The 21,538-nt window shown below is 64.3% G+C and carries 21 protein-coding genes; 15 read left to right on the forward strand and 6 right to left on the reverse strand.

Translation table 11 applies throughout. The annotated features are described in order from the left end of the window. The first annotated feature begins 22 nt into the window (after window positions 1-22). The 7 genes from H1S04_RS07355 to H1S04_RS07385 all read left to right on the forward strand — a co-directional run bounded on the left by H1S04_RS07355 (window position 23) and on the right by H1S04_RS07385 (window position 8,440). On the forward strand, window positions 23-1,852 hold the full coding sequence (locus H1S04_RS07355; RefSeq protein ID WP_181744854.1) for an ABC transporter transmembrane domain-containing protein: 1,830 nt from the start codon (window positions 23-25) through the stop codon (window positions 1,850-1,852). Between the two features lie 138 nt (window positions 1,853-1,990). Then, a complete protein-coding gene (locus H1S04_RS07360; protein ID WP_181744855.1) occupies window positions 1,991-3,601 on the forward strand; it encodes a PQQ-dependent sugar dehydrogenase in 1,611 nt (536 codons plus the stop codon). Window positions 3,602-3,753: 152 nt separating this feature from the next. Then, on the forward strand, window positions 3,754-4,899 hold the full coding sequence (locus H1S04_RS07365; RefSeq protein ID WP_181744856.1) for a phosphoserine transaminase: 1,146 nt from the start codon (window positions 3,754-3,756) through the stop codon (window positions 4,897-4,899). A gap of 96 nt (window positions 4,900-4,995) precedes the next feature. Continuing rightward, the gene (serA, locus tag H1S04_RS07370; protein WP_181744857.1) at window positions 4,996-6,585 is read left to right on the forward strand and encodes a phosphoglycerate dehydrogenase; all 1,590 of its coding nucleotides are present in this window, start codon (window positions 4,996-4,998) and stop codon (window positions 6,583-6,585) included. 77 nt (window positions 6,586-6,662) lie between these two features. Next, window positions 6,663-7,424, forward strand: a complete 762-nt coding sequence (locus tag H1S04_RS07375; protein ID WP_181744858.1) for a metallophosphoesterase — start codon at window positions 6,663-6,665, stop codon at window positions 7,422-7,424. Further along, entirely contained in the window at window positions 7,421-7,972 is a 552-nt protein-coding gene (locus H1S04_RS07380; RefSeq protein ID WP_181744859.1) for a DUF2585 domain-containing protein, read from the forward strand. Before H1S04_RS07375 ends, H1S04_RS07380 begins: the two co-directional genes overlap by 4 nt. Before the next feature lie 9 nt (window positions 7,973-7,981). Further along, on the forward strand, window positions 7,982-8,440 hold the full coding sequence (locus H1S04_RS07385) for a CreA family protein (protein ID WP_181744860.1): 459 nt from the start codon (window positions 7,982-7,984) through the stop codon (window positions 8,438-8,440). Here the strand turns inward: H1S04_RS07385 and H1S04_RS07390 are convergent. Then, the gene (locus H1S04_RS07390; protein WP_255435475.1) at window positions 8,394-9,182 is read right to left on the reverse strand and encodes a sugar transferase; all 789 of its coding nucleotides are present in this window, start codon (window positions 9,180-9,182) and stop codon (window positions 8,394-8,396) included. The two genes, H1S04_RS07385 and H1S04_RS07390, sit on opposite strands and share 47 nt — an antisense overlap. Before the next feature lie 175 nt (window positions 9,183-9,357). Between H1S04_RS07390 and H1S04_RS07395 the strand changes: the two genes are divergently transcribed. From H1S04_RS07395 to rimI, 4 genes are all read left to right on the forward strand, one after another. Continuing rightward, window positions 9,358-9,813 carry a universal stress protein gene (locus tag H1S04_RS07395; RefSeq protein ID WP_181744861.1) on the forward strand — a complete coding sequence of 152 codons (456 nt, stop codon included), beginning with the start codon at window positions 9,358-9,360 and terminating at the stop codon, window positions 9,811-9,813. 102 nt (window positions 9,814-9,915) lie between these two features. Further along, the gene (locus H1S04_RS07400; RefSeq protein WP_181744862.1) at window positions 9,916-10,473 is read left to right on the forward strand and encodes a NifU family protein; all 558 of its coding nucleotides are present in this window, start codon (window positions 9,916-9,918) and stop codon (window positions 10,471-10,473) included. Then, the gene (tsaB, locus tag H1S04_RS07405; protein WP_181744863.1) at window positions 10,466-11,053 is read left to right on the forward strand and encodes a tRNA (adenosine(37)-N6)-threonylcarbamoyltransferase complex dimerization subunit type 1 TsaB; all 588 of its coding nucleotides are present in this window, start codon (window positions 10,466-10,468) and stop codon (window positions 11,051-11,053) included. The genes H1S04_RS07400 and tsaB overlap by 8 nt, the downstream gene beginning before the upstream one ends. Beyond that, the gene (gene rimI / locus H1S04_RS07410; protein WP_181744864.1) at window positions 11,050-11,448 is read left to right on the forward strand and encodes a ribosomal protein S18-alanine N-acetyltransferase; all 399 of its coding nucleotides are present in this window, start codon (window positions 11,050-11,052) and stop codon (window positions 11,446-11,448) included. The genes tsaB and rimI overlap by 4 nt, the downstream gene beginning before the upstream one ends. A 130-nt stretch (window positions 11,449-11,578) precedes the next feature. Here the strand turns inward: rimI and secA are convergent, their stop codons facing one another. Continuing rightward, window positions 11,579-14,284, reverse strand: coding sequence for a preprotein translocase subunit SecA (gene secA / locus H1S04_RS07415; RefSeq protein ID WP_181744865.1), 2,706 nt, complete (start codon window positions 14,282-14,284; stop codon window positions 11,579-11,581). A 202-nt stretch (window positions 14,285-14,486) separates the two neighbouring features. Here secA and H1S04_RS07420 point away from each other — a divergent pair, with 202 nt between their 5' ends. From H1S04_RS07420 to H1S04_RS18635, 4 genes are all read left to right on the forward strand, one after another. Continuing rightward, window positions 14,487-15,329, forward strand: a complete 843-nt coding sequence (locus tag H1S04_RS07420) for a peptidylprolyl isomerase (protein ID WP_181744866.1) — start codon at window positions 14,487-14,489, stop codon at window positions 15,327-15,329. Beyond that, window positions 15,329-16,678 (forward strand): bifunctional glutamate N-acetyltransferase/amino-acid acetyltransferase ArgJ, encoded by a 1,350-nt coding sequence (gene argJ, locus H1S04_RS07425; protein WP_181744867.1) that lies wholly within the window; start codon window positions 15,329-15,331, stop codon window positions 16,676-16,678. Before H1S04_RS07420 ends, argJ begins: the two co-directional genes overlap by 1 nt. Window positions 16,679-16,746: 68 nt before the next feature. Further along, window positions 16,747-17,145 carry an 8-oxo-dGTP diphosphatase MutT gene (gene mutT, locus H1S04_RS07430; RefSeq protein WP_181744868.1) on the forward strand — a complete coding sequence of 133 codons (399 nt, stop codon included), beginning with the start codon at window positions 16,747-16,749 and terminating at the stop codon, window positions 17,143-17,145. A gap of 115 nt (window positions 17,146-17,260) precedes the next feature. After that, complete coding sequence (locus tag H1S04_RS18635; protein WP_255435476.1) at window positions 17,261-17,389, forward strand: hypothetical protein; 129 nt, start codon at window positions 17,261-17,263, stop codon at window positions 17,387-17,389. A gap of 219 nt (window positions 17,390-17,608) precedes the next feature. Here the strand turns inward: H1S04_RS18635 and H1S04_RS07435 are convergent, their stop codons facing one another. From H1S04_RS07435 to H1S04_RS07450, 4 genes are all read right to left on the reverse strand, one after another. Further along, the gene (locus tag H1S04_RS07435; RefSeq protein WP_181744869.1) at window positions 17,609-17,992 is read right to left on the reverse strand and encodes a winged helix-turn-helix domain-containing protein; all 384 of its coding nucleotides are present in this window, start codon (window positions 17,990-17,992) and stop codon (window positions 17,609-17,611) included. Window positions 17,993-18,028: 36 nt separating this feature from the next. Beyond that, complete coding sequence (locus tag H1S04_RS07440; protein WP_181744870.1) at window positions 18,029-19,249, reverse strand: phenylacetate--CoA ligase family protein; 1,221 nt, start codon at window positions 19,247-19,249, stop codon at window positions 18,029-18,031. Window positions 19,250-19,287: 38 nt separating this feature from the next. Further along, window positions 19,288-20,112, reverse strand: a complete 825-nt coding sequence (locus tag H1S04_RS07445) for an ABC transporter ATP-binding protein (protein ID WP_181744871.1) — start codon at window positions 20,110-20,112, stop codon at window positions 19,288-19,290. 125 nt (window positions 20,113-20,237) lie between these two features. Further along, window positions 20,238-21,521 (reverse strand): ABC transporter substrate-binding protein, encoded by a 1,284-nt coding sequence (locus H1S04_RS07450; RefSeq protein WP_181744872.1) that lies wholly within the window; start codon window positions 21,519-21,521, stop codon window positions 20,238-20,240. Window positions 21,522-21,538: the final 17 nt, after the last annotated feature.

Below are 21,538 nucleotides of genomic sequence, written 5' to 3' on the forward strand. Positions count from 1 at the left end.
TGCAACCGAAGGACAGGCACGCATGGCACGCGCACCCAAGACCGACCACGACCGCCCCTCCAGCCGCCGCGTCAGCGCGCTTTCGGCGCTGTGGCCTTTCATCCGTCCCTATCGCGGCATGGCCTTCGCGGCGCTCGGCGCGCTGATCCTGACGGCGGGGATCAGCCTGATCCTGCCGCTGGCCGTGCGCCGCGTGGTCGACGGCTTCGATGTCGGTTCGGCCCTGCTGGACGAATATTTCGAAGCCGCGCTGCTGATCGTGGCCGCCCTGGCGGTGGGCACGGGACTGCGTTACTATCTGGTCACCCGGTTGGGCGAGCGTGTCGTGGCCGATATCCGCGAGGCCGTCTTTGATCGGATCATCGGCCTGTCGCCCGCCTTTTTCGAGCGGGTGATGACGGGCGAGATCGTCAGCCGGATCACCACCGACACCACGGTGATCCTGTCGGTGATCGGGTCGTCGGTCTCGGTCGCGCTGCGCAACATGCTGCTGATGGCCGGCGGGCTGGTGATGCTGTTTCTGACCTCGGCCAAGCTGACCGGGCTGGTGTTGCTGCTGGTGCCGGTGATCCTGATCCCGATCATCGGGCTGGGGCGGCGGCTGCGCGTGCTGGCGCGCGAGAACCAGGACTGGATCGCCGCCTCCTCCGGTCTTGCCGCCGAGGCGCTGCAATCGGCGCAGACCGTGCAGGCCTTCACCCATGAGGCCACCACCCGCGCCGATTTCGCCCGCGTGACCGAGGAAAGCTTCACCTCCGCCCGCAAGCGCATCGCGACCCGCGCGGTGCTGACCGTGATCGTCATCTTCCTGATCTTCTCGGGCGTGCTTGGGGTGTTGTGGATCGGCGCGCGCGACGTGCAGGCCGGGCTGATGTCGGTGGGCGAGCTGGTGCAGTTCGTCATCTATGCCGTGCTGGTCGCGGGTGCCGTTGGCGCCCTGTCCGAGATCTGGGGCGAGTTGCAGCGTGCCGCCGGCGCCACCGAACGGCTGGCCGACCTGCTGGCGGCTGGCGACGCCATCGTCGATCCGGCCAGTCCCACCGCCCTGCCGCGCCCGGTCAGGGGGCAGATCGTGCTGGACGGGGTCAGCTTCAACTACCCTTCGCGCCCCGATCAGTCGGCGCTCAGGGATGTCGATCTGAGCATCCAGCCCGGCGAGACGGTGGCACTTGTCGGCCCCTCGGGCGCCGGCAAGACCACGGTGATCCAGCTGATCCAGCGCTTCTGGGACCCGAAATCGGGCAAGGTCACGCTGGACGGGATCGACCTGCGCGACATGGACCGCGACGATTTTCGCAAGGACATCGCGCTGGTGCCGCAGGACCCGGTCATCTTCGCCACCACCGCGCGCGAAAACATCCGCTTCGGCCGCCCCGATGCCACCGATGCCGAGGTCGAGGCCGCCGCCCGTGCCGCCCACGCCCATGATTTCCTGATCGGACTGCCCAAGGGTTATGACAGCCAGCTCGGCGAGCGCGGCGTGATGCTGTCGGGCGGCCAGAAGCAGCGCATCGCCATCGCCCGCGCCATCCTGCGCGATGCCCCGATCCTGCTGCTGGACGAGGCGACAAGCGCGCTGGATGCCGAATCGGAACATGCGGTCCAGCAGGCCGTGGACCGCTTGGCCGAAGGCCGCACCACGGTGATCGTCGCCCACCGGCTGGCGACGGTGAAAAAGGCCGATCGCATCATCGTCTTCGAAAATGGCCGCGTGGTCGCACAGGGCAGCCATGACGATCTGGTGGCGCAAGGCGGCCTCTATGCGCGGTTGGCCCGACTGCAGTTCACCGATGGGGGCGCCCCCATCGGCAGCGATCCGGCCGCAAGCGATCCGGCTCGCGCCTCGGCCTGAAGCTTCGCGGTTTTACGTCCTCTGCCATCGGCACGCCCGCTTTTTGCGAACCGATAAGTCTTTTTTGTTTGTCAGATCAGCGGAAGTGCACGAAGCTGCAATGGCCGCTCTGGTTGCATCGTAAATGGTAGCTCTGTCATGCGTCGTTATCTGTTGCCTGCCTTCGCTCTCGTGTTTGTTGCGCTTCTCAGCTTTGGTGTCGGACTTCATGCGGGCATCCGCAAAACGCCCGTCTTCGAATTCGTCGTGAAGACGATGCGGACGCTGAAGCCCCAGAAAACCGTTGAAGCCGCGCCGAAAATGCATCTGAACATGAGCGACAGGGCATTGCTGGATTCGGCGCTGCTTCCCATGCACCAACGCGAAATCAAGGTTACCAATGACGAGGGCAAGCCCTTGCCGCTGCTGGCCCTGGCCCCGGCTGGCGGCGATGAAGCCTTTATTCTGGGCGGCAATGGGACGCTGTTCCACCTGGCGACGGATACATGCGCCGCGCCCGACTGCCTGCGTCAGGTCGGTCGGCTGGTCCGGCCGGATGGCACGGCTCTGGATGATATTTACGATCTGCTGTCGGTCGAGATCGACGGCAAGCGCGAATGGTTCGTCTCCTACGGGCAGATGGGGGATAAGGGCTTCACCAAGGCGCTGGTGATCAGCCGTTTCACGCCCCCGGCGCGGCCGGGGGAAAATGACATCCTCCGAATCGAGCCGCCGTTTTTCACCACGGACAGTTTTTCGCTGCGCCGGGGGCATTCGGCCCGATCGGCTGGCGGCGCCATGGTCTATGATCCGCGCACGGACGAGATCGTCATCACCGTTGGCGATTACAGCCTGAACGGGATTGGCAACGTCTTTTCCGGGTCGGTGCCACCCCCGCAATCGCCCGATACCGATCTGGGAAAGATCCTGCGGGTCAGCCGGACGACCGGGGAAAGCCGCATCATCTCAATGGGTCATCGCAATCCGCAAGGGCTGTCGATTTCCAAGGATGGCGAGTTGATCGCGACCGAGCACGGGCCGAAGGGCGGCGACGAAATCAACCTGATCGAGGAAGGCAAGAACTATGGCTGGCCCTATACCTCCATGGGCACGCTGTATAACGGCTATACCTTCCCTGAACAGCCAGCCACACCCGGTGCCGTCCATGGCGGCTATACCCCGCCCATCGTCGCCTTCATGCCCAATCCAGGCCTCAGCGCGCTGATCCATGTCGAAGGGTTTCACCCTGCGTGGGACGGCGACCTGATGGTGACCTCCCTGCGCGGCCAGAGCCTGCTGCGCGTGCGCCGCTGGGAAACCGGCAATTACGTCGAGCCGATCTATATCGGCGACCGCATCCGCGATATCGACATCATCGGCAAGCAGATGGTTCTGGTCACCGATGGCGGCAAGATCATCATGTTGAAGCCGGTCGAGAATCTTCAGATGGCAAGCTCGGACACCGGGCTGATCAACAACCTGACCGCGCTGGAAGGCTGCGGTGCCTGCCATAACGTGATCAGCCCGAATTCGACCAATACAGCCCCCTATCTGCTGAACATCGTCGGCCGGCAGATCGCCTCGGCCAGCGATTTCACCCGCTATAGCGAGGGCTTGCTGGCCAAGGGGGCACAGCAATGGGATCTCGAATCACTGGAGCAGTTCCTGCGCTCGCCACAGGATTTCGCACCGGGAACCGCCATGCCCGATCCGGAGCTGTCCGATTCCGAAATCGCCGAACTGATGACGCTGCTGCCCCTGCTGCGCTGACCGCAATTTGCGGTCATGTCGCAGGGGTTGAGCAAGCTTTGTGAAAATTACGGCAGGCGCAACAAATCGCTTGCCCTTGTTTCGGCCCGGGCTTATTTCCGCCAGTGGGACACTCCTCCCCAACGAGGAGCTTTTGCCTGAAAGGGTAACACATGGCGAATACGCAACCGGCTGCGCGTCCGGCTAATCCGCGCTTTTCCTCGGGCCCCTGCGCCAAAATCCCCGGTTTTGATCTGAACATGCTGTCGGACGCCCCCCTGGGCCGTTCGCATCGCGCCGCTGTCGGGAAAGACAAGCTGGCCGCAGCCATCGAAACCACCCGTGAAATTCTGGGCGTGCCCGCGGATTACCGCATCGGCATCGTCCCCGCCTCGGATACCGGCGCGGTCGAGATGGCGCTGTGGTCGCTGCTCGGCGCCCGCCCGGTCGAGATGCTGGCCTGGGAAAGCTTTGGCGAAGGCTGGGTCACCGATGTGGTCAAGCAACTGAAGCTGGATGCCAAGGTGCAGATCGCAGATTACGGCAAGATCGTCGATTTCGGCACCGTCGATTTCAACCGCGATGTGGTCTTCACATGGAACGGCACCACCTCCGGCGTGCGGCTGCCGAATGGCGACCAGATCCCGGCGGACCGTGAGGGGCTGACCATCTGCGACGCCACCAGCGCCGCATTTGCGATGGACCTGCCCTGGGAGAAGCTGGATGTGGTCACCTTCAGCTGGCAGAAGGTGCTGGGCGGCGAAGGCGCGCATGGCATCCTGATCCTGTCGCCCCGCGCGGTCGAGCGGCTGGAAAGCCATGTGCCCGCCTGGCCGCTGCCGAAGATCTTCCGCATGACCAAGGGCGGCAAGCTGATCGAGGGCATCTTCAAGGGCGAGACGATCAACACCCCCTCGATGCTGTGTGTCGAGGATTATCTTGTCGCGCTCACTTGGGCGAAATCGGTGGGCGGCCTGCAGGGTCTGGTCGGCCGGGCCAATGCCAATGCACAGGCCGTCTGGGATTTCTGCGCCGCGCGGGACTGGATCGAGAATCTGGCCGAGGATCCGGCGACGGCCTCGACCACCAGCGTTTGCCTGAAATTCACCGATCCGCGCATCAAGGATGGCGCAGCCTTTGCCAAGGCCGTCGCCAAGCGGCTGGAGAAGGAAGGCGTGGGTCTGGATCTGGGGGCGTATCGCGATGCGCCGGCGGGTCTGCGGATCTGGTGCGGTTCGACCGTCGAGCTGGCCGATGTGCAGGCGCTGCTGCCCTGGATCGAATGGGCCTTTGAAGCGGAAATCGCCGCGCAGGCGTGACAGTCGGCCGGGGGCGCCGCCCCCGGACCCCCGGGATATTTTCACCAGAATGAACACGCGCAGGGTTGAGGCCCGCGCATGCCACAGGAGCATCAGATGCCCAAGGTTCTCGTCTCTGACAAGCTGTCGGAAACCGCCGTTCAGATCTTCCGCGACCGTGGGGTCGAGGTGGATTACCTGCCCGATGTCGGCAAGGACAAGGAAAAGCTGGCCGAGATCATCGGTCAATATGACGGTCTGGCGATCCGCTCGGCCACCAAGGTCACGGACAAGCTGCTGGAAAACGCCCCCAAGCTGAAGGTGATCGGGCGGGCCGGGATCGGCGTCGACAATGTCGATATTCCGTCGGCCTCGAAAAAGGGCGTGATCGTGATGAACACGCCTTTCGGCAACAGCGTCACCACCGCCGAGCATGCCATCGCGCTGATGTTCGCGGTCGCCCGCCAACTGCCCGAAGCCAGCGCTTCGACCCATGCCGGAAAGTGGGAAAAGAACCGCTTCATGGGGGTCGAGGTGTTCAACAAGACCCTGGGCCTGATCGGCGCGGGCAATATCGGCTCGATCGTCGCGGACCGTGCTTTGGGCCTGAAAATGAAGGTTCTGGCTTACGATCCCTTCCTGTCGGAAGAACGCGCCGACCAGATCGGGGTGAAGAAGGTCGAACTGGACGAGCTGCTGGCAAAGGCCGATTTCATCACCCTGCATGTTCCGCTGACCGACAAGACCCGCAATATCCTGTCGCGCGAGAACCTCGCCAAGACCAGGAAAGGCGTGCGCATCGTCAACGCCGCGCGCGGCGGTCTGATCGACGAGGATGCGCTGGCGGATGCGCTGGAATCGGGTCACGTGGCCGGGGCCGCGCTTGACGTTTTCGCAACCGAACCTGCGACCGAGAGCCGGCTGTTCAACATGGCGAATGTCGTGGTGACGCCGCATCTGGGCGCCTCGACCGACGAGGCGCAGGAGAATGTGGCCCTGCAGGTGGCCGAGCAGATGTCGGATTACCTGTTGACCGGCGCGGTGTCGAACGCGCTGAACATGCCCTCGGTCACCGCCGAGGAAGCCAAGGTGATGGGGCCGTGGATCAAGCTGGCCGGCCATCTGGGCAGCTTTATCGGCCAGATGACCGAAACCCCGATCAAGTCGATCAATATCCTCTATGATGGCGTGGTCGCCGAGATGAACGTGAATGCGCTGAACGCGGCAGTGATCTCTGGCGTGATGAAGGCGACGAACCCGGATGTGAACATGGTCTCGGCGCCGGTCATCGCCAAGGATCGCGGCATTCAAGTCGCCACCACCCGGCAGGAAGCCGGCGGCGTCTATGACGGCTATATCAAGGTGACCGTCGTCACCGAGGAGAGCGAGCGCTCGATCGCCGGGACAGTGTTCAGCGACGGCAAGCCGCGCTTCATCCAGATCCGCGGCATCAATGTCGATGCCGAGATCGGCGCGCATATGCTGTATACGCGCAACAAGGACGTGCCGGGCGTGATCGGTGCGCTTGGCACCACCTTGGGTGATATGGGCGTGAACATCGCCAACTTCCAGCTGGGCCGCACAGCCTCGGGCGAGGATGCGATCGCGATCCTCTATCTGGACGAGGCGCTGCCCGAAAGCGTGCTGGCGGCGCTGCAGAAGACCGGCAAGTTCCTGCAGGCCAAGGCGCTGCGTTTCGAGCTCTGATCGCGGCTTGCAACCAATCCAAGGCCCGGCAACTGTAGCGCCGGGCCTTTTGCTTTTCAGGACGGCTGGTTTCGACAATGGCACAGCAGGACGATTTCGCGCCGATCTACGCGCTCGGCGATGTTCATGGGCGGCTGGAAGGGCTGCGCGAAGCGCATCGCCTGATCGAGGCCGATGGCGGCCGCGATGCGCGCATCATCCATCTCGGCGATCTGATCGACCGGGGGCCGGATTCGCCGGCCGTCATCGACCTGCTGATGGAAGGTCAGGCGCAGGGGCGCGACTGGCAGGTGGTGAAGGGCAACCACGACAACAAGCTGCCACGCTTCATCGAAGATCCGGGCTGGATAGACCCCGGACCCTCATCCCCCAATACCTGGACCAGCGATCAGCGCAATGGCGCGGCCGCGACGCTGGGCGCCTATGGTATCGAGGACGCCTATGATCGCCCGCTGCAGGAGGTCCATGCCGAGGCGCTGCGGAAAATCCCCCGCCACCATATCGAATGGCTGGACGGGCTGGTGCCGAATATCCTGCATCCGGGTGGTTTCCTGTTCGTCCATGCCGGAATCCGGCCGGGGGTGGATCTGTCGGCCCAAACGCACACCGACATGATGTGGATCCGCAAGCCGTTTCTGGAGTCGACCGCCGATCATGGTGCGCTGATCGTGCACGGCCATACCGCGATCAAGAAACCGACCCATTACGGAAACCGGGTGAATCTGGACAGCGGGGCGGGTTATGGCGGTCCGGTATCGGCTGCGCGGCTGGACAGGAACGGCGTCTGGCTGCTGACCGATCATGGTCCCGAACTGATGCACCCCGAGCCAATCGCATGACGCGCGCCATCATCGCCAGCCTGCTGATCGTGGCCGCCGCCGCCGTCCTGCTGCTGGCCATGGGTCGCATTCCGATCTGCGAATGCGGCTATGTCAAACTGTGGCACGGCCAGACGATGAGCGCCGAGAACTCTCAGCACCTGATGGACTGGTATACGCCGTCGCATCTGTTGCATGGGCTGGCGTTCTATTTTCTTCTCTGGCTGGGGGCGCGCCGCCTGCCTTTGGGCACGCGGCTGGTCATCGCCACCCTGGTCGAGGCGGCATGGGAAATCGTCGAGAATTCGCCCGCGATCATCGACCGCTATCGCGCCGTCACCATCTCGCTGGATTACTACGGCGACAGCGTGATCAATTCGGTCGCCGACATGCTGATGATGATGGTCGGCTTCTGGCTGGCGCGGGTGCTGCCGGTCCGGGCGTCGGTCCTGCTGTTCGTGGCCGCCGAAGCCATGACGATCTGGCTGATCCGCGACGGATTGATATTGAATGTGTTGATGCTGATCTGGCCTTCGGACATTGTGCGTGACTGGCAGACCGCAGGATAGGAGCGAAGAATGAAGAAACTGTTCGCCGTGCTGGCCCTGACCGCCAGCCCCGCCATGGCCGAAACCGTGGCCGAGGTCGGCGTCGACTGGGTCGGAAACGACATCGTGGTCGAGGCCATCCACGACCCCAAGGTACAGGGCGTGACCTGCCATCTGGCCTATTTCTCGCGTTCGGTCATCGACCGGCTCAGCCAGGGGAACTGGTTCGAAGATCCGTCCAACAGCGCCATCGAATGCGCCCAGACCGGCCCGATCACGCTGGGCGACATCTCGAAAAGCGAGGATGGTGAGGACGTGTTCAGCGAAAGCCGGTCGCTGATCTTCAAGTCCTTGCGGGTCAAGCGGATCTATGACGAGAAGAATCAGGTGCTGATCTATCTCGCCCACGCCAATGAACTGAGCGAGGGGTCCGCGAAGATGTCTATTTCGACGGTGCCGATCCGTTCGGTTGCGCCAGCGGCGCAGTGACCTGCTGCCCGCGTTTCTTGCGCGGGCGGTCATAGCCGGGGATCACAGCCAGGAAAGTCTTCCACATGATCCAGAAATCCAGCCAGGGCGAGGCGGTACGGCGATAAACCAGTTCGATGCGCAGCTTGGTCGGCAGGCAGCGCGCGTAATAGGCGCGGTCGGTTTCCTCGGCGGTCTTGCAGCCGGCGAGGATGCGATCTTCGTGCCGGTGATAGATCAGCGTGGCCAGGCCGGTGACGCCGGGCTTGGTCTGCAGCACTGTCGAATACAGCGCCGGAAAGCGTTGCACATATTCCGGCAAGGGCGGGCGCGGACCCACAAAGCTCATATTGCCGGCAAGGATGTTGAACAGCTGCGGCAGCTCGTCCAGGCGCGTGCGGCGCAGGAAACGGCCAAGCGGCGTGATCCGCCAATGCTTGTGCGCCCCGGTGGCGCCGCTGTCATCATCATGCAGCGTCATGGTGCGGAACTTGTATTGCCAGAACGGCTGGCCCGGCGCCTTCATCCGCTGGCCGGAATAGATCAGCGGGCGCCCCTGCGTGATCAGCAGCAGGGCCGCCACCAGCGCCATCGGCAGGATCAGCACCACCAGCATCGCCAAGGCCAGCGTCAGATCGACGCCACGCTTCAGGTGGCGGCGATACAGGCTGTTGTCACTGCTTGACAGATCGAGCCGCCACAATTCGGCCTCGGACAGCGCCGGTCGAATTTCGACATTTTCCCAATCATGGTAAAGCGTCAAAGCTCGGCCCCCGTCATGCGCGACTTCCAGCGTAAAGTGTTAACAGATCCGAAGCTTTCGTTAACACATCGCATGTTGGGTTTTAACATCGCCGACATACTTCAGTTCCGATCTGTTGCCCGATAGGCTCAACTGCAGCACTCCATACGCGATTTTTTGCCGAAAGGACCACATCATGCGTAAGTTTCTGGTTATTTTGGACGAATCTCCCGAATGCCAGAACGCCATGCGCTTCGCGGCGATGCGGGCCGCACATACATCTGGGGTTGTGGTGGTGTTGGCCATCATTCCGCCAGAGGCGATTCAGCACGGAATCGGCGTGGCCGAACTGATGCGGCAGGAAGCCGAGGACCGAATCACCTCGCAGTTCCAGCTGTTTGCCCGCTGGATGCGCGACAGCCAGGGGATCGACCCCGAACTGGTCATCCGCGAGGGCGACCCGACGACGCAGCTGCTGGCGCAGCTGGAAAGCGACAGCGACATCGGCGTGCTGGTGCTGGGGGCGGCGGCCGGCAAGGCGGGTCCGGGGCCGATCGTCAGCCGCGTGCTGCGCGACCTCTCCTCGCTGCCCTGCGCCATCACGCTGGTTCCGGGCGACCTGTCGCGGGAGCGGCTGGAAGCGATTTCCTGAACGTCCGGCCCGCGTTGGATCGGGAAAACCCGAGGCGACGGCGCCCGCACGGCTTGACCGAAAGCCGAGCGCGGCCCATATGAACCACCAAAGGAGCGCCCCATGTTCATCCAGACCGAAACCACGCCGAACCCCGCCACGCTGAAGTTCCTGCCCGGCCAGACCGTGCTGGACCGGGGAACCGCAGATTTCACCGAAAGCGATGCGGCCGCCGTATCGCCGCTGGCCGCCCGCGTCTTTGCCGTGAACGGGGTCACCGGGGTGTTTCTGGGCTCGGATTTCGTGACCGTCACCAAGACTGATGCGGCCCAATGGGACCATATCAAACCCGCGATTCTGGGCGCGATCATGGAACATTACCAGTCAGGCGCGCCGGTGATGCAGGGTTCGGTCGATGTGACCGGCCATGCCGACCATGCGGGCGAGGATGAGGCCATCGTCACCCAGATCAAGGAACTGCTGGACACCCGCGTCCGCCCCGCCGTGGCGCAGGACGGCGGCGACATCACCTTCCACGGTTTCGATCGCGGCGTCGTCTATCTGCACATGCAGGGCGCCTGCGCGGGTTGCCCCTCGTCCACCATGACCCTGAAAATGGGGATCGAGAACCTGCTGCGGCACTATATCCCCGAAGTGACCGAGGTGCGCCCGATTGCCTGAGGCGCTGACGCTCGGCTTCGACACATCGGCCGCGCATTGCGCGGCCGCTTTGCTGTCGGGCGACCAGCTGATCGCGGGCCGCCACGAAGACATGTCGAAGGGGCAGGCCGAACGCCTGATGCCACTGATCGAGGAGATGCTGGCCGAGGCCGGTCTCGGCTGGGCGGACCTGTCGCTGATCGGGGTCGGCACCGGGCCAGGCAATTTCACCGGGATCCGCATCGCGGTCGCTGCCGCGCGCGGGCTGGCGCTGGCCCTGAACATCCCCGCCATCGGCATCGGCGCCGCCGAGGCGCTCGCCTTCGGGCTGCCCCGGCCGTGCCGGATCATCATCCCGGCCAAGCGCGACACCGCCATCTGGCAGGACTTCGGCGACAAACCCGGCGATGCGCAGCAGGGCCCGCTGGACAGCCTGCCCCCCGGCCCCCCGCGCGGCATACCCCTGGTCTCCATCGCCGAAGGCATCGCCCGGCTTGCCCTCGCCCGCTCCGGCAGCCCGCAGCCGCGCCCTGCCCCCATCTACCTGCGTCCCGCCGACGCGGCCCCGGCGCGAGATCGCGGCCCGGTCATCCTGCCATGACGCCGGCGGAACTGGCGCAGATCCACGCCGCCAGCTTCACCCATCCCCGCCCCTGGAACGCGGTGGAGTTCTCGGCCCTTCTGCGTGACCCCGCCAATTTCCTGATCGCCCGCAAGGCGGCCTTCATCCTCGGTCGCACGGTGCTGGATGAAGCCGAGTTGCTGACCCTCGCCGTTGCGCCGGCTGCGCGCCGTCAGGGCACGGGCGGGGCGCTGCTCCGCGCCTTCGAGACGCAAGCCCGCACTCGCGGCGCCGTCGCGGCGTTCCTTGAGGTGGCCGGCGACAACGCCGCGGCACAGGCCCTGTATCGGCGCGCCGGTTGGGGCGATGCCGGACGCAGGCGCAATTACTATGCCCCCGGAATCGACGCGCTGGTGATGCGAAAAGCCCTGTAGGGGCAGCACGCCGGGGCGCTGCCCCGGACCCCGGGATATATGGGCCAGAATGAAAGAGCCGGCGCTTTCATTCTGGCCCATATATCCTGCGGGGGTTCGAGGGCGCAAAGCCCCCGTACCGGCGGCCGGATCAGGCCAGACGGCCGTGGCAATGCTTGAACTTCTCGCCCGAGCCGCAAGGGCACGGGTCGTTGCGCGAAGGATTGCCCCAGGTTGCCGGATCGGCCGCGTTGAAGCCCGGCGCCTGGGCCGAGGCCTCGCCGCCTTCAGCCTCTTCGTGTTGGGGAACCATCTGCTGCTGTTGCTGGGCCTGCTGGTCCTGATACTGGCGCATCATCTGTTCGCGTTCGGCATCGGTCAGCGGGCGGATGCGCGACAGCTGCTGGGTCACGTCGCTGCGCAGCCCGTCCAGCATGTTTTCAAACAGGGTGAAGCTTTCGGTCTTGTATTCCGAAAGCGGATCGCGCTGCGCATAGCCCCGGAAGCCCACGACCGAGCGCAGATGTTCCAGCGTCAGCAGGTGGTCGCGCCACTTCTGGTCGATGGCCTGCAGCAGCACCTGCTTTTCGATCTGGCGCATGGTCTCAGGGCCGAAGCCAGCCTCTTTCTCGGCCATATAGGTGTCGGTGGCTTCGGTGATGCGTTCGCGGATGACGTCCTGGTCGACGCCCTCCTCGGCCGCCCAGTCCGAAACCGGCAGGTTCATGTTCAGCTTTTCGACCACCGCCTTTTCAAGGCCAGCATTGTCCCACTGTTCGGCATAGGCGCGCGGCGGCATGTATTCCTCGACCAGATCGTCGATGACCTGATGGCGCATGTCGCGGGCGACCTCGTCCACTTCGGCGCTGTCCATGATCTCGCGGCGCTGCGAGAAGATCGCCTTGCGCTGATCGTTCATCACATCGTCGAATTTCAGCAGCTGCTTGCGGATGTCGAAGTTGCGGCCCTCGACCTTGGCCTGCGCGCGTTCCAGCGATTTGTTGACCCAGGGGTGAACGATGGCCTCGCCTTCCTTCATCCCCAGACGCGACAGCACCGCATCCAGACGTTCCGATCCGAAGATCCGCATCAGGTCGTCTTCCAGCGACAGGAAGAACAGCGAGCGGCCCGGATCGCCCTGACGGCCCGAGCGGCCGCGCAGCTGGTTGTCGATGCGGCGGCTTTCGTGGCGCTCGGTGGCCAGAACGAACAGCCCGCCCGAGGCCAGGACCTTTTCCTTGTCGGCGGCGTGTTCGGCCTCGATCCGCTCGCGCAGCTGGTCGGGATGGGCGTCGGGATCGGCGCGCAGCGCCTCCATCACCTTGATTTCGACATTGCCGCCCAACTGAATGTCGGTGCCGCGGCCGGCCATGTTGGTGGCGATGGTGACGGCGCCGGGCTTGCCGGCCTCGGCTACGATATAGGCTTCCTGTTCGTGCTGGCGCGCGTTCAGGACGTTATGGGGGATGCCCGCATGCGTCAGCATATTGGCCAGCATTTCCGATTTCTCGATGCTGGTGGTGCCGACGAGGATCGGCTGCCCGCGCTCGTGGGATTCCTTGATCGCCTCCAGCACGGCGGCGTATTTTTCGGTGCCGGTGCGGTAGACGCGGTCATGTTCGTCGATGCGCTGCACGGGGCGGTTGGTCGGCACTTCGACCACGCCCAGCTTGTAGATATCGGCGAATTCCTCGGCCTCGGTTGCCGCCGTCCCGGTCATGCCGCCCAGCTTGTCGTAAAGGCGGAAATAGTTCTGGAAGGTCACGCTGGCCAGCGTCACGTTTTCCGGCTGGATCTTGACGCCTTCCTTGGCCTCGATCGCCTGATGCAGCCCGTCCGAGAGGCGGCGCCCCTTCATCATCCGGCCGGTGAATTCGTCGATCAGGACGATCTCGTCATCCTTGACGATATAATTCTGGTCCTTGTGGAACAGCTTGTGGGCCCGCAGCGCCTGATTGGCGTGATGGACGATGGTGGTGCTTTCGGGGTCATAGAGCGTCTGGCCTTCCGGCAGGACGCCCGCGGCGGACAGCATCTGCTCCATCCGCTCGTTGCCTTCTTCGGTGAAGGTGGCGTTGCGGGCCTTTTCGTCCAGCTTGAAGTCTTCATCCGTCAGCTGCGGGATAAACTGGTTCAGGGTCACATACAGCTCGGACCGGTCCTGCGAGGGGCCGGAAATGATCAGCGGCGTGCGGGCCTCGTCCACGAGGATGCTGTCCACCTCGTCGACGATGGCGAAGAAGTGGTCGCGCTGCACCATTTCCTCGACGCTCCCCTTCATGTTGTCGCGGAGATAGTCGAAGCCGAGCTCGTTATTCGTCGCATAGGTCACGTCCGCCTGATAGGCGTCGCGCTTTTCGGCATCGGGCTGATAGGGATAGACCACGCCGGTGGTCATGCCGAGCTGGGTGAAGACCTTGCCCATCCATTCGGCGTCGCGCTTGGCCAGATAATCGTTGACGGTGACGACATGGACACCCTTGCCCGCCAGCGCGTTCAGATAGGCCGGGAAGGTGGCGACCAGGGTCTTGCCTTCGCCCGTCTTCATCTCGGCGATATTGCCCTGATGCAGGAAGATCCCGCCCATCAGCTGGGTGTCGAAGGCGCGCAGGCCAAGGGCGCGGCGCGCCGCTTCGCGGCAGTTGGCGAAGGCTTCGGGCAGCAGCGCGTCCAAGGACTCGGCCGCCTGGGCGCGGGCCTGCAGATCGCGGGTCTTGGCGATCAATTCTTCGTCAGAGCGGGCCTGAGCCTCGGCTTCCAGCGCATTGATCTTCGCCACCAGCGGACGGATCGATTTCACCTTGCGGTCATTGGGGGTGCCAAAGACCTTCTTCGCCAAACTTCCTAGACCCAGCATGATCACTCCGGCCGACTTGTTGCGGGAAAGGCTGGGGCGCGGCCCCTTGCCCGGACCGTCCGTCCTGCCGTATCAGTGCAGGTGAAAAAACGGCGCGGGCGCGCCTTTTCGGTTGCGCCGGATGTAGGCCCGCGTCCCCCGAGTGTCAACGCTTGCCCCCAATTCCGCTGGTTGCGGCGGGGCGTATCTTCAAGGAAAAAACATGCTCGTACGCCCGATCCTTGCCGCCCTGCTGTTCTCTGCGCTCGTCCTGCCCGCCGCGGCGCAGGATGCCGATACCGTCGTCGCCAAGGTGAACGACACCGAAATCACCCTCGGCCAGATGGCGGCGATGAAGCTGGGCCTGCCGCCCGACATGGCCAGCATGCCCGCGCAGGAGTTGTGGGACCTGATGCTGGACCAGATGATCCGCCAGGCCGCCATGGCCGAGGTGGGCGAGGCCACGGCCACCCCGCGCGACAAGGCCGCGCTGGTGATCGATCGCCGCGCCTATCTGGCCGGCGCCGCGCTGGAGCGTCTTGCCGAATTCGAGCCGACGGATGCCGAGATTCAGGCCGCTTACGAAAAGGCCTTCCCGGCCGACAAGCCGGTCACGGAATATGATGCCGACCACATCCTGCTCGAGACCGAGGAAGCCGCCAAGGCCGTCATCGACGAACTGGCCAAGGGCGGCGATTTCGCCAAGCTGGCCGAGGAACGCTCGATCGATACCGGGTCTGGGCTGAATGGCGGCGATCTGGGCTGGTTCACGCAGGACCGCATGGTCAAGGAATTCGGCGATGCGGTTGCGGGCATGGAGAAGGGGTCGACCTCGACCACGCCGGTGAAATCGCAATTCGGCTGGCATGTCATCAAACTGAACGACAGCCGTGTCCAGCAGCCGCCGGCCCTTGCCGATATCCGCGATGCGCTGATCCAGCAGATCCGCCGCGACAAGGTCGAAGCCGAGATCGAAAAGGTCACCGCCGAAGCCAAGGTCGAAAAGACCGAAGGGCTGGACCCGGCCGTGCTGAATACCGACATTCTGGGAACGGAAACGAAGTAATGGCCAGGGACGACAAGAAGAAGTCTGGGAAAGCCGCAGCCGGCAAAGCCGACAAGAAGGCCGACAAGAAGGCGCGCAAGGGCGACAAGGCCGCAAAGGTTAAGGCGCCCTCGCCCGTGTCCCCGCTGGCGCCGGCGGGATTTCCCGATCTGCCGGTGATCGCGGGAGTCGAGTTCGCCTCGGCCGCGGCGGGGGTCAAGTATCAGGGCCGCACCGATGTGATGCTGGTGCGACTGGCGCCGGGCACAACGGTGGCGGGGGCGTTCACGCGCTCCTCGACGCGGGCGGCCAGCATTCTGGACTGTCAGGCCAAGCTGGAAGGACCGCAGGACCAGACGCAGGGCGCGGCGATCATCGTCAATTCCGGGAATGCCAACGCCTTCACCGGCAAGAACGGGCAGGAGGCCGTGGACCGGGTGACCGGCGCGGTGGCCGAGGCGCTGTCGATGCCGGCGACCCGCGTGTTCTCCTCCTCGACCGGGGTGATCGGAGAGCCGCTTCCCGTTGCTCGCATCACCGCCGTGATCGGCGAGATGGCGGCCAGGCTGGATGCCGAAGGGGTCGCGGCGGCGGCGCGCGCCATCATGACCACGGACACGTTCGCCAAGGGCGCAGGCGCGGTGGTGCAGGGTGACGGCGGCCCGATCCATATCGCCGGGATCGCCAAGGGGTCGGGCATGATCGCCCCCGACATGGCGACGATGCTGGTCTATATCTTCACCGACGCCAAGATCTCGGCCGCGAACCTGCAGAAACTGCTGTCGAAACAGGTGGACGAGACCTTCAACGCCATCACCGTGGACAGCGACACCTCGACCTCGGACGCGCTGATCCTGGCGGCGACGGGGCAGTCGAAGGCGGCGCCCCTGGATGACATGCGGGCCAAGCCCGCGCGCGATTTCGCGGCGGCCCTGCATATGGTCATGCTGGATCTGGCGCAGCAGGTGGTGAAGGACGGCGAGGGCGCGACGAAATTCGTCGAGGTGCAGGTGACAGGTGCGGCCAGTGCCGCCGACGCCCATAAGGTCGCCATGGCCATCGCCAACTCGCCGCTGGTCAAGACCGCGATCGCGGGCGAGGACGCCAACTGGGGCCGTGTCGTCATGGCCGTCGGCAAATCCGGCGCCGCAGCCGATCGCGACAAGCTGACTATCCGCTTCGGCGATCTGGTGGTGGCCGAAAACGGCTGGCGCGCCCCCTCCTATGACGAGGCGGCCGCCAGCGCCTATATGAAGCGCGACCATCTGGTGCTGGGCGTCGATCTAGGCTTGGGCAAATTCGCCCGCACGGTCTGGACCTGCGATCTGACCCATCGCTATATCGACATCAACGCCGATTACCGGTCGTAAGGCTGTTGGCGGGGGCTGCGCGCCCCCGCACCCCGCGGGATATTTTTACCAGAATGAAGGAAGCGGGCATGAAGATCGTGCTGGTGGCGGCGGTGGCTTTGGTCGATGCCGATGGGCGCGTGCTGCTGGCGCAGCGACCCGAAGGCAAATCGCTGGCCGGCTTGTGGGAATTTCCCGGCGGCAAGGTCGAGCAGGGCGAGACCCCGGAAGCAGCGCTGATCCGGGAACTGCACGAAGAACTGGGCATCGACACCCATGCCTCCTGCCTGGCACCGCTGACCTTCGCCAGCCACAGCTATGAGGCTTTTCACCTGCTGATGCCGCTGTTCATCTGCCGCCGCTGGACAGGCATCGCCGTGCCGCGCGAAGGACAGAAACTGGCCTGGGTCCGGGCCAAGGATCTGCGCAGCTACGAGATGCCACCTGCAGATGTTCCCTTGATCCCGATTATTCAGTCATGGCTGTGACAAAAAAGTCACAGCAAATCGGCAAACTGTTCTGAACAGACATGTCCGCTCTGGTTTATTAACCATTCGGTCGGATTTCCGAGGATAACATGACCTCACAAGAAGGGGGAGAGATATGATTCGCACCATCACAATTGGCAGCTATATCTCGGTCCAGGGCGTCTTTGAGCGGCAGGCCGAGGGCGGAGACATCGTGATCCGCGTCGGTGAGAAAACCTATCAGGGAAAGCCAGTTATCAAGTAATCTTTGGATTGGTCGGCGACCGGCGAAGCGACGCAGAAGGCATCTCCCGGTTCGGGGGGTGCCTTTTTCTGTGGATCCAACCGGTGTCGGCGTGACCCGGAAATCCCCGGATTCCCTTCCGCAATCCGTGATTGCATCTGATATGGCAGCAGCCATGCATCGACGTCATACCTCTTTCGGTTGCATGTGACGGATCCCCATGACGCTGCGCATCGGCAATTATTCGCTGATTTTCCGCACATGCAGCGCGTGCAATGCCGCCATATCCGCCGCCGCGCCCTCCTGCGCGGCAGCTTCGATACCGCGAAAGCGCCTCAGCACCTCCTGCCCTTGCCGGGTCAGCGCCGCGCCGCCGCCACCCGCGCCGCCGCGTTCGCTGCTGACCAGCGGTTCGGCAAAGCTGCGGTTCAGCCCTTCGACCAGCGACCAGGCGCGCTTATAGCTCATCCCCATGCGCCGCCCGGCTTCCGAAATGGAACCGGTCCGGTCGATCAGCTCCAGCAGGTCCGCCTTACCGGGACCGATCCAGCAGTCCGGGCCGAGATACAGCCGCAGTTGCAGGCGCGGATACAGGTCGGGATCGTGCAGGGGCGGGTGGGTCATGACGAAATCATGCCGCGCCCCCCGCCCTGCGGCAAGTCAGTCGTATTTGCGCCGATCCTCGATCACCAGCCCGTCATTGGGAAGGCTGCCGGGGGCCACAATCTCGATCCGGCCGCGCAGCTTCAGCGCCTCGGCGACCGAGGCGGCGTATTCCGCATCCGCCGCGCGCGGGCTTTCGATCTGGACGGTCATGGCGTCCATCTCGCCCTCGCGGTCGGCGATGACGCGGGCGCGGGTGATCTCGGGGTGGCGGGCGACGAAGCCCGCGACCTGTTCGGGACGCACGAACATGCCCTTGATCTTGGTGGTCTGATCGGCCCGGCCCATCCAGCCCTTGATGCGCATATTGCTGCGCCCGCAGGGCGAGAGGCCGGGCAACACCGCCGACAGATCGCCGGTGGCAAAGCGAACCAGCGGATAGTCGGGATTCATCGTGGTCACGACGACCTCGCCCACCTCGCCGTCCGGGACCGGATCGCCGGTGCCAGGGCGGACGATTTCGACGATCACGCCCTCATCCACGATCATCCCCTCCATCGCCTCGGATTCATAGGCGATATTGCCCAGATCGGCGGTGGCATAGCATTGCCGGGTGGCAATACCGCGATCGGCATAGTGCTGGCGCAGCGACGGAAACAGCGCACCGCCCGCCACGGCGGCGCGGGTGAAGGACAGCGTTTCGCCCAGCTCATCCGCGCGGTCGAGGATCACCTTCAGGAAATCCGGGGTCCCGGCATAGACGGTGCAGCCGATATCGGCCGCGGCACGCACCTGCAGATCGGTCTGGCCGGTGCCGGCGGGCAGGATGGCCGCATCGACGGCGCGGGCGGCGCTGTCAAACATCATCCCGGCCGGCGTCAGGTTATAGGCGAAGCAGTTCTGCACGATATCGCCCCGCCCCACGCCACAGGCGTGCATGAAGCGGCCGAGCCGCCACCAGTCGCCATCGCGCCGCCCCGGTTCATAGATCGGGCCGGGGGACTGGAAGATGTGGTCGAACTCCGCCGCGAGGCGCGTGGCATAGCCCCCGAAAGGCGGGTTCTTCTTCTGCGCCTCGATGAGGTCGGACTTGCGGATCACCGGCAGCCGCGCCAGCGCCGCGCGGTCGGTGATCGCGGCAGCGTCCACGTCACGCAGCAAGCGGGCAAGCGCAGGCGCGGTCTTGGCACGGTTCAGCGCCGCTGGCAGCGCCTCAGAAAGCCATTCGGCACGCTCATCCGCGCTGCGGATTTCCAGATCGTCAAAATAACCGGGCATCAATTCATTTCCTTGATTGTCATCCCCACAGATCGCCCTCAGGCCAGCCAGCGCTTGCGGCGACGGTAGGAGCGGACATCGCGGAAGCTTTTGCGGCCCTCGTCGGACATGCCGAGGTAGAATTCCTTCACATCGGGATTCTCGCGCAGGGCATCGGCGGCGCCGTCCATCACCACCCGGCCATTTTCCAGAATATAGCCATAATGGGCATAGCGCAGCGCCACATTGGTGTTCTGTTCGGCCAGCAGGAAGGTCACGCCCTCGCCTTCATTCACCGCCTTCACGATCTGGAAGATCTGTTCGACCAGCTGCGGCGCAAGGCCCATCGAGGGTTCGTCGAGCAGGATCATTTCCGGGCGCGACATCAGCGCCCGACCCATGGCGACCATCTGCTGCTCCCCACCCGAGGTATAGCCGGCCTGCGACTTCCGCCGCTCGCGCAGGCGGGGGAAGTAGTCATAAACCATCTCCAGATCCTTGCGGATGGCGACGCTGCCATCCTTGCGGGTATAGGCGCCGGTCAGCAGATTTTCCTCGACCGTCAGGTGTTCGAAACAGTGACGCCCCTCCATCACCTGAATGACGCCGCGCTTCACCAGCGCCGCCGGGTTCAGGTCGGCGACGCGGTCGCCGCGATAGGTGATGGCGCCCTTGGTCACCTCGCCCCGCTCCGAGGCCAGCAGGTTGGAAATCGCCTTCAGCGTCGTGGTCTTGCCGGCGCCATTGCCGCCCAGAAGCGCGGTGATGCTGCCCTTCGGGACCTGCAGGCTGACGCCCTTCAGCACCAGAATGACGTGGTTATAGATCACCTCGATATTGTTGACGTCCAGCAGCGGCGCGGGGGTCGGTTCGGCATCGAGCATGGCGGTTTCCTTTGCTGAGATCCCGGCGACGCGGAGCTGCGCCGCCAGGTCGTTCCCCCTGCACGGTGTGAGCGACGGCAGAGGGTTCTGGGGACGACGCGGTCGCCCGCGCCGCCTTGCGGGCGTCAGTCGCAGCTACGCTCGGTCAGGCCGCTTTCCTTGGCATAGGCGGCGGCATCCTCGGCCACCAGCGGGTCCAGCACCTCGGCATCGGGGGCGGTGAACTCGGTGATCAGGTTCCACTTCTTCGCCGCCGCATCCCATTGCTGGATGCGCGCCATGCCGCTGCCGCCATGGTTGGCGCAGGTCAGCTTGATTTCGGGGCCGAAATCCGGCAGGCCGATCTCGGTCAGACGTTCCGGCGTGATATCCAGCTGTTCAAACCCCTCGCGCAGCTGTTCAGGCGTGATCGCGGATGTCCCGGCCAGTTCCTGCGCCTTGCGGATCGCCTCGGCAATGACCACGGCCGCATACATGCCGCGCGAATAGACGGCCGAGCCGACATGCTGTCCGCCCTGCGATGCCTTGCCGGTATCGAGCACATGGGTCTTCAGATCGGCATAAAGCGGATAATCCATGCCGACGCCGTTGAAGGTCAGCGCCTTGTAACCATTGGCGCCCGCGCCCGCCGGCAGCACGTCGATTTCCGACCCTGCCCACCAGATGCCGATGAAATTCTCCATCGGGAAGCGGATGTTGGCGGCTTCCTGAATGGCGACCTGATTCATCACGCCCCAGCCCCACATCAGAACATAATCCGGCTTGTCGCGGCGGATCTGCAGCCATTGCGATTTCTGTTCCTGCCCCGGCGCCTCGACCGGGATTTCGGTCAGGGTGAAGCCGTGCTTCTTGGCCAGTTCCTGCAACGTGCGGATCGGCTCCTTGCCATAGGCGGAGTTGTGGTAAACCAGCGCGATCTTCTTGCCTTCAAGGCTGCCGCCATTCTGGTCCAGCAGATACTTGATCGCGACCGAGGCCCCGTCCCAATAGTTCGCCGGCGCGTTGAACACCCATTCGAACACCTTGCCATCCTTGGCCGAGGTGCGCCCGTAGCCCGGCGTATACAGCACCTTCTTGTCGACCGAGACTTTTGGGATCAGCTGATAGGTGATTCCCGTCGACAGCGGGTTGAACACCAGCGCGCCTTCCTTGGTCGCCTCATAGCATTCGACGCCTTTTTCGGTGTTATAGGCGGTCTCGCATTCCGGGACCTGGATCTTTTCGCCGCCGATGCCGCCATCGCGTTCGTTCAGCAGCGTGAAGTAATCGTTGAAGCCGTCGGCATATTGGGTGCCGTTCGCGCCATATGGCCCGGTGCGATAGGAAAGGTTCGGCACGATCAGATCGGCCATGGCGGGGGCCGCGGCCATTACGGCGGCAGCGGCCAAGGCGGCAAGTTTCAGTTTCATTCCTGGTCTCCTCCCAA

The organism is Paracoccus sp. S1E-3 (assembly GCF_013868135.1).
Taxonomy (GTDB): domain Bacteria; phylum Pseudomonadota; class Alphaproteobacteria; order Rhodobacterales; family Rhodobacteraceae; genus Paracoccus.